Source organism: Pseudomonas sp. Ag1 (assembly GCF_000278565.1).
Lineage (GTDB): Bacteria > Pseudomonadota > Gammaproteobacteria > Pseudomonadales > Pseudomonadaceae > Aquipseudomonas.
On record NZ_AKVH01000112.1, the window covers coordinates 193,093 to 204,644 of the forward strand.

Here is an 11,552-nt window from a genome sequence, read left to right on the forward strand (position 1 = left end):
TATTATTTGAATCAGCAAAGTCCCCTGGGGCGAGGGAGCTTGCTCCCGCTGGGCGGCGAAGCCGCCCCAAAACCTGCAACCGATGAGTGTCAGTCAAGACACCGATCCAGATTCCGGGAGCGCTGCGCACTCCAGCGGGAGCAAGCTCCCTCGCCACAGGTTCTGATTCAGACCTTTTTGTACAGCTGGCTACCTTCCTGCTTGAACCGCTCCGCCTGCTCCGCCAGTCCCTTGGCCACGTCCACATCCACCGCTTCAATGCGCTGGTTGGCCGCGTACTCACGCACTTCCTGGGTGATCTTCATCGAGCAGAATTTCGGCCCGCACATCGAGCAGAAATGCGCGACCTTGGCCGAGTCCTTCGGCAAGGTTTCATCGTGGTAAGAACGCGCCGTGTCCGGGTCCAGGCCCAGGTTGAACTGGTCCTCCCAACGGAATTCAAAGCGCGCCTTGCTCAACGCGTTGTCACGAATCTGCGCCCCCGGATGCCCCTTGGCCAAGTCCGCCGCATGGGCCGCGATCTTGTAGGTGATGATCCCGGTCTTCACATCGTCCTTGTTCGGCAGCCCCAAATGCTCCTTCGGCGTGACGTAGCAGAGCATCGCGCAACCGAACCAGCCGATCATCGCCGCCCCGATGCCCGAGGTGATGTGGTCATAACCCGGGGCGATGTCGGTGGTCAGCGGACCGAGGGTGTAGAACGGCGCCTCGTCGCAGCACTCCAGCTGCTTGTCCATGTTCTCCTTGATCAACTGCATCGGCACGTGGCCCGGGCCTTCGATCATGGTTTGCACGTCGTGCTTCCAGGCAATCTTGGTCAACTCGCCGAGGGTTTCCAGCTCGCCGAATTGCGCGGCGTCGTTGGCGTCGGCAATCGAGCCCGGGCGCAGGCCGTCTCCCAGGGAGAAGCTGACGTCGTAGGCCTTCATGATTTCGCAGATTTCGTCGAAATGGGTGTAGGTGAAGTTCTCTTTGTGGTGCGCCAGGCACCACTTGGCCATGATCGAACCACCACGGGACACGATGCCGGTGACGCGCTTGGCGGTCAGCGGTACATAGCGCAGCAATACGCCGGCGTGGATGGTGAAGTAGTCGACGCCCTGCTCGGCCTGTTCGATCAGGGTGTCGCGGAACAGCTCCCAGGTCAGGTCTTCAGCGGCGCCGCCGACTTTTTCCAGGGCCTGGTAGATCGGCACGGTACCGATCGGCACCGGCGAGTTGCGGATGATCCACTCGCGGGTTTCATGGATGTGCTTGCCGGTGGACAGGTCCATCACCGTGTCCGACCCCCAGCGAATGCCCCACGTCAGTTTCGCCACTTCTTCTTCGATGGACGAACCCAGGGCGCTGTTGCCGATGTTGCCGTTGATCTTCACCAGGAAGTTACGGCCGATGATCATCGGTTCCAGTTCGGTGTGGTTGATGTTGGCCGGGATGATCGCGCGGCCACGGGCGATTTCTTCGCGCACAAATTCCGGGGTGATGATTTTCGGCACGCTGGCGCCGAAGCTGTGGCCGGCGTGTTGCTGGTCCAGCAGGCCGGCGGCGCGGGCCTCTTCCAGCTTCATGTTTTCGCGGATGGCGACGTATTCCATCTCGGCGGTGATGATGCCTTTGCGGGCGTAGTGCATCTGGGTGACGTTGGCCCCGGCCTTGGCACGGCGCGGGTTTTTCACGTGGGCAAAACGCAGGGCAGTCAGTTCGGCATCGCTCAGGCGCTGTTGGCCGAAGTGCGAGCTCAAGCCCGACAGGCGCTCGGTGTCGCCACGGGATTCGATCCACGGCGAGCGCACATCCCCCAGGCCTTTACGCACGTCGATGATCACATTCGGGTCGGTGTACGGACCGGAGGTGTCGTAGACCACCACAGGCGCGTTGATTTCACCGCCGAAGTCGGTGGGGGTCACATCGAGGCTGACTTCGCGCATCGGCACGCGGATATCCGGACGGGTGCCCTGGACGTAGATTTTTTGCGAGCGGGTAAAAGGCTGTACGGAGCCGGAGTCGACCTTGGCCGATTCACTCAGGTGCACGGTGTTTTTTGATTTTTGGCTTTTTAATTCGATGCTCATCACGGGCTCTCCAACTATCCAGGCGGTGGATTTTTGTCGGAGTGAACCTGTGACGGATGGACGCACTGTGACAGTGCTGTGCTTGGCGCACGGGCTGTTCGATTGTCGAACAACATCCCGGACGAAGCACAAGAGGACTCGCCGGGTGACGAGAAATCTTGTTCCCTACGCAGGCGCTAACCTGATCAGGTTCAACGGGATCCGGTATTTACCGATCTCAGCCTTCCAACAAGGCACCCCGACAAGAACGCGGCCAGTCTAGACCATGGAGCAGGCAAATTGCCAACGGCGGTGCATTCATCGTGATGAATGGCGTAATTACAGGATTGTTGTGCCGTGATAGCGCCACTACACTCGGTGACTGCTTGAGGTCTTGACGCCAGGAATGGGCCGCCTTAGCCTTGGGCTCCAAATTATCGCCGTAATATTTACTCTAGGGATCGCCTCATGCTGCGCAAACTTTCACTGGCTCTCGCCGTGTCTTGTGCGACCAACGGACTGGTCTGGGCAGCTGAAGCGCCCCTGACGACCAAAACCGACCTGGTCAGCGTCTACCAGGAAGCGGTGGACAACAACGCCGACCTGGCCGCCGCCCGCGCCCAATACGGCGCGCAGAAAGAAGTGGTGCCCCAGGCCCGCGCCGGGTTGCTGCCGAACCTGTCGGCCGGTGCCGACATCAACAATGTGCGCACCCAGCTGGACCAGCCCGCCGCCACGGTCAACCGCGACGCCCATTCCTGGCGCGCGACCTTGAGCCAGCCGCTGTTCCGCGCTGATCGCTGGTTCCAGCTGCAAGCCGCTGAAGCCGTCAACGAGCAGGCCGCGCTGCAACTCTCGGCCACCGAACAGAACCTGATCCTGCAAAGCGCCGAAAACTACTTCGCCGTGCTGCGGGCCCAGGACAACCTGGCGTCCACCAAGGCCGAAGAAGCCGCGTTCAAGCGCCAACTGGACCAGTCCAACGAACGCTTTGACGTCGGCCTGTCGGACAAGACCGACGTGCTGCAATCCCAGGCCAGCTACGACACCGCACGGGCCAATCGCATCCTGGCCCAGCGCCAGGTGGACGACGCCTTCGAAGCGCTGATCACCCTGACCAACCGCCAGTACAACTCGATCCAGGGCATCGTCCACACGCTGCCGGTGCTGCCGCCGTCGCCGAACGACGCCAAGGCCTGGGTCGAAACCGCCGGCCGCCAGAACCTGAACCTGCTGGCCAGCAACTATGCCGTCACCGCCGCCGAAGAAACCCTCAAGCAACGCAAGGCCGGCCACGCGCCGACGCTGGATGCCGTGGCGCAATATGAAAAAGGTGACAACGACGCCCTGGGCTTCAGCAACCCGAGCGCCTTTGGCCAGCCGTATCACGGTGACGTGTCGCAACGCACCGTAGGCTTGCAGTTGAGCATCCCGCTGTACAGCGGCGGCCTGACCAGCTCGCAAGTGCGCGAATCCTATTCCCGCCTGGGCCAGACCGAGCAGCAACGCGAAGGCCTGCGTCGCCAGGTGGTGGAAAACACCCGCAACCTGCACCGCGCGGTGAACACCGATGTGGAGCAGGTACAGGCGCGCCGTCAGTCGATCATCTCCAACCAGAGCGCGGTGGAAGCCACGGAAATCGGTTACCAGGTGGGCACGCGCAATATCGTCGATGTGCTGGACGCCCAGCGCCAGCTGTACACCTCGGTGCGCAACTACAACAACAGCCGCTACGACTACATCCTCGACAACCTGCGCTTGAAGCAGGCGGCGGGCACGTTGAACCCGGGGGACTTGCAGGATCTGGCGCGTTACCTGAAGGCCGACTACAACCCGGACAAGGACTTCCTGCCGCCGGACCTGGCCAAGGCCGCCGCGGCGCAGCTGAAGGCTAACCCGGGTTACTAAGACCGCCCGTTAACCCAATGTGGGAGCGGGCTTGCTCGCGAAAGCGGTGTATCAGTCGACTTATTCGCTGACTGACACTGCGCATTCGCGAGCAAGCCCGCTCCCACATTTGATTTGTGTTGTTAGACGTTAAGCAGTCTGCCCAATCCGTCCAGCAAACGCTTCAACGCCCCCTGATTGGCGCGCATCACCGCCAGCCCCGCCTGCCCCATCTTCTGCGCGTCCTGCGGCAGCTCGAACAAACGCTGCACCGCCACCGCCAAACCCTCGGCATCGTCCACTTCCTGCAACGCGCCGGCGTCGCGCATCATTGCGCTGATTTCCAGGAAGTTGAACACGTGGGGCCCGCAGATCACCGGCTTGGCCAAGGCCGCCGGCTCCAACGGGTTATGCCCGCCCGTGGCAACCAGGCTACCGCCGACAAAAGCGCTGTCGGCCAGGGCATACAGAAACAGCAACTCGCCCATGGTGTCGCCCAGCAGCACCGAGGTTTGCGCCGTCACCGCCTCGCCGCTGGAGCGACGCACCGTGGCGAAACCCTGTTGCTGGCACAGCTCGAACATCGGGTTGAAGCGCTCCTGATGGCGCGGCACCAGGATCAGCAACGCATTGGGATAACTGGCAAGCAACTGGCGATGGGCAGCGAGCACCACTTCGTCTTCGCCTTCGTGGGTGCTGGCGGCGATCCACACCGGGCGTTCACTGGCGTGCCACTGTTCACGCAACGCGGCGGCGAGCGCCAGCAGTTGCGGGTCGATGGCCAGGTCGAACTTGATCGAGCCGGTGACTTCGACAGTCTCGGGCCGTGCACCCAGGCTGCGAAAACGCTCGGCCTCGGTTTCGGTCTGGACGGCGAACAGGCTCATTTCCGCCAGCATCGGCGCGGTCAGCCTGGCGAAACGCCCGTAGCCCTTGGCCGAGCGAGCCGACAGCCGCGCGTTGGCCAATGCCACGGGAATCCCGCGTTTGGCGCACTGGTGAATATGGTTGGGCCACAGTTCGGTCTCCATGATCACCGCCAGTTTCGGCTGCACGCGATCGAGAAAACGCTTGGCCGCACAGGGCAAATCGTACGGCAGGTAGCAGTGCTGGATGCGCGGCTCGTTGGCGAACAACGCCTGGATGCGCTCGAAACCGGTGGGCGTCATGCAGGTGACGGTGATCGGCAGCTGTGGATAACGTTCCAGCAGCCCGCGAATCATCGGCGCAGCGGCGATGCTTTCGCCCACCGACACCGCATGCACCCAAATCCCGCCGGGTTGCATCACCGGCAAGCCCCAGGAGAAGCGTTCTCCCACGCGCTTCGCGTAAGCAGGCGCTTTGCGGGCTCGCAGCCACAGACGTAAAGCTACCAACGGCAGCGCCAGGTAAAACAGACAGCTGTAGAGAGTTCTATTCATGGCGGCGGAGTTTATCGGCTTTTTCAGTCGATCGCCTGCAAGCACTCGGCAAAACGTTCGGCGAGGAAACGCGCGGCCGGGCCGAGGGGCTCGTCGCGACGCCAGACCAGCTCCACCACCAGCGCCGGCGGGGTCCATTCGCTGTTCAGTTCGACCATCTGGTTCTGATAGGCCGGATACTGCACCACATGCCGCGGCAACCAGGCCCAACCCAGGCCGCGCGCCAGCCATTCGGCCAGCACGTAGAAACTGTCAGCCCGCCACACTTGCGGGCTGGCGGCCTCGCTGCCGGGATACACGCTGGTCTGGGTCGCCATCAGCAATTGGCGAAACTGCGCCAGGCGCTGGCAATCCACGAACTGTTCCTTGGCCATGGGATGCCCGATACCGCACACGGTCACCATCTCCACACTGCCCAGCACGCGGCGCTCCAACGCTTCGGGGATCTGATCGTGATAGAACAGCAGGCCCAGATCCGCCTTGCGCTCCACCAGCTTGCGCGCGACATCGCCTTGGGCGGCGCTGGACAACTGCACTTCCAGGCTGGGAAATTTTCCCGCCAGCGCTTCGAGGCTATCGAGCACCGGCTGATAGAGCATGGCTTCATCCTGGGCCAGGCGCAGGCGCGCCTCTTCACCGCGCATCAATGACAAGGCACGGCCATTCAGGCGCTCGCACTGGCGCAAGACTTCCCGCGCCTCCTCGAGCAGTGCCGTGCCCGCCTCGGTCAAACGGGGCTGGCGGCCGCTGCTGCGATCAAACAGGGATACGCCCAGGTCCGCCTCCAACAGGGCAATCCCATTGCTGACCGCCGATTGCGCCCGACGCTGGTCCCGCGCCACCGCCGAAAATGAACGCTGCTCGGCGACGCTGACAAACAGGCGCATTTGCTCAAGACTCCACTGCACGCTCATGGCTCAACCCATCTTCAATTCGGATAGGTAATGACTTTACCGCATCTGACAAGTCTCTAAAATGCCGACCTTATCAAGCGACCCCGTACCGAGGATTTACCCATGAACGCCGCCTACTATTACTTGGCCATTGCCATCTGCTCGGAAGTGATCGCCACCGTTTCCATGAAAGCGATCAAGGGTTTCAGCACGCCAATCCCGTTGTTGCTGGTGATCGTCGGCTACGGCGTGGCCTTCTGGATGCTCACGCTGGTGGTGCGCACCGTGCCGGTGGGTGTCGCGTATGCAGTGTGGGCCGGGATGGGCATCGTGATGGTCAGCATCGCCGCGCTGTTTATCTACGGGCAGAAACTGGATATCCCGGCGATGCTGGGCATGGGCCTGATTGTGCTGGGCGTGGTGGTGATTCAGTTGTTCTCGAAAACGGCCGGGCACTGAGCGTTTACGTGAGATTCAATTGAGGCCGAAACTCGCAGCCTCGTTCCACTCGACAGCTCCCGCGGTGCGTCTGTCATCCGGGAGCGTTGGGGCGAAGATTCACTTCATGAGCCTGTATACTGCGCAGCCTGTCTTGAACACTGAGGTCGCTGCATGCCATCCGTTATTTCCACCGACGTTCTGATTGTCGGCGCCGGGGTTGCCGGCCTCTGGCTCAATGCGCGCCTGCGCCGCCAGGGCTTTTCCACGGTATTGGTGGAAAGCGCCACCCTGGGTGGCGGGCAAAGCGTGAAGTCCCAGGGGATCATCCACGGCGGCGCCAAATATGCACTGCACGGCGCCCTGACCGGTGCCTCCGAAGCCATCGCCGACATGCCCCGCCGCTGGCGCGAAGCCCTGGCGGGCAACGGTGAACTGGATCTCTCCGGTGTGCGCCTGCTGTCCGAAGCCCACTATTTGTGGTCGCCGGGCACCATCGCCGGCAACCTCACCAGTTTCTTCGCGAGCAAGGCCGTGCGTGGCCGCGTGGATCAAGTGAAGGGCGATGACCTGCCACCGGCCCTGCAAGATCGCCGCTTCAAGGGCAAGGTCTATCGCCTGGCCGAACTGGTGATCGACGTCCCAAGCCTTATCGAACGCCTGGCGCAATTGGCCGGCGACGGTTTGCTCGCGGGCAAACAGATCGAACCCTTGCTGGAACAAGGCACACTGGTCGGCCTGAAGGTCGATGGCCGTGAGATCCGCGCCCAGCGTATCGTCGTCAGCGCCGGCGGCGGCACCGCTGACCTGCTCGGCGCCCTGGGCCTGAGCCAGCCCGCCATGCAACGCCGACCGCTGCACATGATCATCGCCAAGGGCCCCGGCCTGAAGCCGCTGTACGCCCACTGCCTGGGGGGCGGCACCAAGCCGCGCATTACCGTGACCACGCATCCCGCCGCCGACGGCAATTGGGTGTGGTACCTGGGCGGCGATATCGCCGAAGCCGAAGGTGTGGCCCGTACCCCGGAGCAACAGATCGCCACCGCCCAAAAAGAGCTGGGGCAGTTGCTGCCCTGGATCGACATGAGCCAGACCCAATGGGCCACCTTGCGCGTCGACCGCGCCGAACCATTGCAGTCAGGCCTGACCCGCCCGGACAACGCGTTCCTCGCCGAACAGGATCGCCTGTTGGTGGGCTGGCCGACCAAGCTGGCATTGGCACCGGATTTCGCCGATCGAGTGATCAACGCACTGGAACGTGACGGCATCAAGCCCGGAACTACCGAAAAACTACCCGAGCTGCCGAAACCCGCCATCGCCCAACCTGCCTGGGAGCAACTGCTGCCATGACCCTGCCGACTCTGCACGACCTCCACCGCCCACTGGGCAGCACCGGCCTGCTGGTCTCGCCGCTGGGCCTGGGCACCGTCAAGCTGGGCCGCGACCAAGGGGTGAAATACCCCAGTGGCTTCCAGATTCCCGATGACGATGCGGCGCGGATGCTGTTACGCCAGGCCCGGCAATTGGGCATCAACCTGATCGACACTGCGCCCGCCTATGGCCGCAGCGAAGAACGCCTGGGCCCGCTGTTGCGCGGCCAGCGCCAGGAATGGGTAATTGTCAGCAAGGTGGGCGAAGAGTTTGCCGAAGGCGTATCCCATCACGACTTCAGCGCAGCCCACACCCGACTTTCGGTGGAGCGCAGCCTGAAACGACTGGAAACGGATTTTATCGACCTGGTGCTGGTGCACTCCGACGGCAACGACCTGCATATCCTCAATGATTGCGAGGTTTACCAGACCCTGGAAGACCTCAAGCGCGAGGGCAAGATCCGTGGTTTCGGCTTCTCCGGCAAAACCGTCGAGGGCGGCGTAAAGGCTCTGGAACAAGGTGATTGCGCCATGGTCACCTACAATTTGAACGAACAGGCCGAGAAAGCCGTCATTGATTATGCCGCCGCACACGGCAAGGGCATCCTGGTGAAAAAGGCACTAGCCAGTGGCCATGTCTGCCTGGAATCCGGAGTGGATCCAATTCACGCCAGTTTCATGCTGTTGTTTGCGCAAACTGGCGTTGCCAGTGCTATTGTCGGGACCATTAATCCGCTGCACCTCGCCCACAACGTGGCGACCGCTGCCAAGGTCATTCGCCAACTCTGATGCCGCCGACGCGGCCGACCCCGACGCAAGAAGGAGCCGACATGCCGCGAACGCTCATAAGAAAGAACCCCAGCAACTTCAAGACACTGCCGCTGCACGTCGAAGCAACCCCCGAAGGCTTGAGCTACCAGAGCGTCGGCATGCCGCTCAACTTCGCCCAGACCCTGCAACGGCGCAAGCCGGTGGAGGTGAAAGACACCGAGCGTTTCGTGCTGGAGCTGGCCAACCTTGGGGTCTCGGTGCGCCTGACGCTGCACTGGCAGAACCGCGATTACTGGGTGCTGGTGCGCCAGCGCCGACAAGACCGTGGCGACGTCGTGCTCAAGCTGATCTCCGGCTATGTGCCGGCCCACGAACTGAACCTGCCACTGCACACCGCCATCCAGGAAATCGCCGAGGAATGCCTGCTGGAAACCCCGGAAGGCTGGCTGGGCGGTCGTTTCAATGACACCTGGCTGCCGGCGCCCTACTCGTCGGCCCTGCACTACCGCGAAGCGTTGCCGTTCCGTCTCTCACCGCTGTCCGGGGCCGCGCGCCCGGTGCGCTGCGCCACCATGCAATTGATTGAACGGCCACGCGCCTACGTGCACCTGCCCACGGCTTCGCTGCAGTTGATTTATGACTTGCGCCTGGAAGTGCCCAAGGAGGCGAAGTCCCTGAGCCTGTTTCATGTGGACGAGCGCCTGGAGGGCGACCAATTGGTGGCCCGCCTGGACCGCCAGCGCCCGGACCTGTACCTGATGCCGCTGAAGGACGGGCAGCCGTGTGCGGAGCTGTATACCTTGAAGAAGGATCAGCTGTATCCGGCGAGTACGCGAGGGTTGTATCTGGCTGAAAGCTTTGCCCAGCAGGAAGGCTGGATCGTGCGGGATGAGCGGATCCGCTGGAAGGACTGGCTGCGCCAGCAAGGGCTGAGTGCGCCGGAGAAAGAATCGAAATTGAAGCGCTTGACGGGTAAGGCGCGGCAGATCTTGCGCAAGATCGTGCCGAAGAAAAAAGCCAACCGGTAACCGGACGTCAGGTCGCGGCAGTCAAATGTGGGAGCGGGCTTGCTCGCGAAGGCGGTGTATCAGTCACTGCATCTGCCAGCTGACCCACCGCTTTCGCGAGCAAGCCCGCTCCCACACGAACCCGCTCCCACCATCAGTTATTGCGGATCTTCTCGACAATCGCCGTGGTCGAGCTGTTTTCCACCAACCCCAGCACTTTGACCTTGCCACCGTAGGCACTGACGATATCGGCACCCACCACCTGGTCGACGGAATAATCACCGCCCTTGACCAGCACGTCCGGCTTGACCTGGGCCAGCAGGTTTTCCGGGGTCGCCTCGGCAAAGCTGATCACCCAGTCCACCGCCCCCAAACCTGCCAGCACCGCCATGCGACGGTCGACACTGTTGATCGGCCGGCCTGGCCCCTTGAGGCGGCTGACCGACGCATCATCGTTGACTGCCACGATCAAGCGATCGCCCTGGGCCCGCGCCTGCTCCAGATAGGTCACGTGACCGGCGTGGAGGATGTCGAAGCAACCGTTGGTGAAGACAATGCTCTCGTTATGGGCACGGGCATCGTCAATCGCCAGCAACAGTTGCTCAAGGCTCAACACGCCGCGCTCCGAGCCTTCGGATCGCTGGATGGCGCGGCGCAGCTCAGGGGCACTGATGGCCGCCGTACCGAGCTTGCCGACCACGATACCTGCTGCCAGGTTGGCCAGGGCCACCGCATGGGGCAATTCCTCGCCCGCCGCAATTGCCGCGGCCAGGGTGGAAATCACGGTGTCACCGGCACCGGTCACGTCGAACACTTCACGGGCCCGCGCCGGCAGGTGCATGGCCGGGTGATCAGGACGCAGCAAGGTCATGCCGTGTTCGCCACGGGTCACCAGCAAGGCACCCAGGTCGAGGTCGGCCATGAGTTGGGCGCCCTTGGTCACCAGCTCGTGCTCATCGACGCAACCGCCGACGATGGTTTCAAATTCGCTGAGGTTCGGCGTGATCAGGCTGGCGCCCCGATAAATCGAGAAGTCCTTGCCCTTGGGATCTGCCAGCACCGGAATGCCCCGGGCCTTGGCGGCCTGGATCAGTACCTGATGGTTTTTCAAGGCGCCTTTCCCGTAGTCGGACAGCACCAGCACCTTGATGCCTTCGAGCATCTCGTCGACCTGGGCGCTGAGCACCAGGGCGTCGGTGGCGAAGGGTTCTTCAAAATCGATACGCAGCAATTGCTGGTGCCGACTCATGACCCGCAGCTTGACGATGGTCGGCTGGTGGGGAATGCGCTGGAACAGCGCACGCACACCCGCACCCTTCAGGCTGTTGGCCAGGCTGTCGGCAGCCTCGTCGTCGCCGGTCACACCCACGAGGGATGCCGGGGCGCCGAGGGCGGCAATATTGAGGGCAACGTTGGCAGCGCCACCTGGACGGTCTTCGATTTGCTCGACCTTGACTACCGGTACCGGTGCCTCAGGGGAAATCCGTGAGGTACCGCCATGCCAGTAACGGTCGAGCATGACATCGCCGACCACCAAGACAGGGGCTTGATCGAATCGCGGCATGGACAACTTCATGGAGCAACCCACATACAAAATGAACAGGGGCGCGATATTACCACAGGGTTGTCAAAGGCTTGTGCAATGTAGGAGCCAGCTTGCCGGCGATGCGGCCACCGCGGTTTTTCAGTACAACCGCGGTGGCCATCGCCGACA

General features: G+C 62.5%; 9 protein-coding genes and 1 riboswitch. Of the genes, 5 read left to right on the plus strand and 4 right to left on the minus strand.

Features of this window, described 5'->3' with window-relative positions; genetic code table 11:
• Nucleotides 1–167: 167 nt before the first annotated feature.
• The gene (gene thiC, locus A462_RS02395) at nt 168–2,072 is read right to left on the minus strand and encodes a phosphomethylpyrimidine synthase ThiC (RefSeq protein WP_008439122.1); all 1,905 of its coding nucleotides are present in this window, start codon (nt 2,070–2,072) and stop codon (nt 168–170) included.
• 145 nt (nt 2,073–2,217) lie between these two features.
• Nucleotides 2,218–2,323, minus strand: a riboswitch (TPP riboswitch).
• A gap of 196 nt (nt 2,324–2,519) precedes the next feature.
• Between thiC and A462_RS02390 the strand changes: the two genes are divergently transcribed.
• Nucleotides 2,520–3,959, plus strand: a complete 1,440-nt coding sequence (locus A462_RS02390; protein WP_008439123.1) for a TolC family outer membrane protein — start codon at nt 2,520–2,522, stop codon at nt 3,957–3,959.
• Between the two features lie 122 nt (nt 3,960–4,081).
• On the opposite strand, the gene waaA is transcribed toward A462_RS02390, so the two are convergent.
• A complete protein-coding gene (gene waaA, locus A462_RS02385; protein WP_008439124.1) occupies nt 4,082–5,359 on the minus strand; it encodes a lipid IV(A) 3-deoxy-D-manno-octulosonic acid transferase in 1,278 nt (425 codons plus the stop codon).
• Nucleotides 5,360–5,382: 23 nt separating this feature from the next.
• Nucleotides 5,383–6,273, minus strand: a complete 891-nt coding sequence (locus tag A462_RS02380; RefSeq protein ID WP_008439125.1) for a LysR family transcriptional regulator — start codon at nt 6,271–6,273, stop codon at nt 5,383–5,385.
• A 102-nt stretch (nt 6,274–6,375) separates the two neighbouring features.
• Between A462_RS02380 and A462_RS02375 the strand changes: the two genes are divergently transcribed.
• The 4 genes from A462_RS02375 to A462_RS02360 all read left to right on the plus strand — a co-directional run bounded on the left by A462_RS02375 (nt 6,376) and on the right by A462_RS02360 (nt 9,859).
• Entirely contained in the window at nt 6,376–6,711 is a 336-nt protein-coding gene (locus tag A462_RS02375) for a DMT family transporter (protein WP_003209492.1), read from the plus strand.
• Nucleotides 6,712–6,864: 153 nt separating this feature from the next.
• Complete coding sequence (locus tag A462_RS02370) at nt 6,865–8,040, plus strand: NAD(P)/FAD-dependent oxidoreductase (protein WP_008439128.1); 1,176 nt, start codon at nt 6,865–6,867, stop codon at nt 8,038–8,040.
• The gene (locus A462_RS02365; RefSeq protein ID WP_003209490.1) at nt 8,037–8,849 is read left to right on the plus strand and encodes an aldo/keto reductase; all 813 of its coding nucleotides are present in this window, start codon (nt 8,037–8,039) and stop codon (nt 8,847–8,849) included. The genes A462_RS02370 and A462_RS02365 overlap by 4 nt, the downstream gene beginning before the upstream one ends.
• A gap of 41 nt (nt 8,850–8,890) precedes the next feature.
• On the plus strand, nt 8,891–9,859 hold the full coding sequence (locus A462_RS02360) for a hypothetical protein (protein ID WP_008439131.1): 969 nt from the start codon (nt 8,891–8,893) through the stop codon (nt 9,857–9,859).
• 133 nt (nt 9,860–9,992) lie between these two features.
• On the opposite strand, the gene hldE is transcribed toward A462_RS02360, so the two are convergent.
• On the minus strand, nt 9,993–11,414 hold the full coding sequence (gene hldE / locus A462_RS02355) for a bifunctional D-glycero-beta-D-manno-heptose-7-phosphate kinase/D-glycero-beta-D-manno-heptose 1-phosphate adenylyltransferase HldE (protein ID WP_003209486.1): 1,422 nt from the start codon (nt 11,412–11,414) through the stop codon (nt 9,993–9,995).
• Nucleotides 11,415–11,552 lie beyond the last annotated feature (138 nt).

Excerpts from the sequence above, each read along its gene's own strand:
- A462_RS02360 (WP_008439131.1), top strand. The coding sequence starts at position 8,891 with ATGCCGCGAACGCTCATAAGAAAGAACCCCAGCAACTTCAAGACACTG.
- A462_RS02375 (WP_003209492.1), top strand. The coding sequence starts at position 6,376 with ATGAACGCCGCCTACTATTACTTGGCCATTGCCATCTGCTCGGAAGTG.
- A462_RS02380 (WP_008439125.1), bottom strand. The coding sequence starts at position 6,273 with ATGAGCGTGCAGTGGAGTCTTGAGCAAATGCGCCTGTTTGTCAGCGTC.
- hldE (WP_003209486.1), bottom strand. The coding sequence starts at position 11,414 with ATGAAGTTGTCCATGCCGCGATTCGATCAAGCCCCTGTCTTGGTGGTC.
- A462_RS02390 (WP_008439123.1), top strand. The coding sequence starts at position 2,520 with ATGCTGCGCAAACTTTCACTGGCTCTCGCCGTGTCTTGTGCGACCAAC.
- A462_RS02365 (WP_003209490.1), top strand. The coding sequence starts at position 8,037 with ATGACCCTGCCGACTCTGCACGACCTCCACCGCCCACTGGGCAGCACC.
- waaA (WP_008439124.1), bottom strand. The coding sequence starts at position 5,359 with ATGAATAGAACTCTCTACAGCTGTCTGTTTTACCTGGCGCTGCCGTTG.
- A462_RS02370 (WP_008439128.1), top strand. The coding sequence starts at position 6,865 with ATGCCATCCGTTATTTCCACCGACGTTCTGATTGTCGGCGCCGGGGTT.
- thiC (WP_008439122.1), bottom strand. The coding sequence starts at position 2,072 with ATGAGCATCGAATTAAAAAGCCAAAAATCAAAAAACACCGTGCACCTG.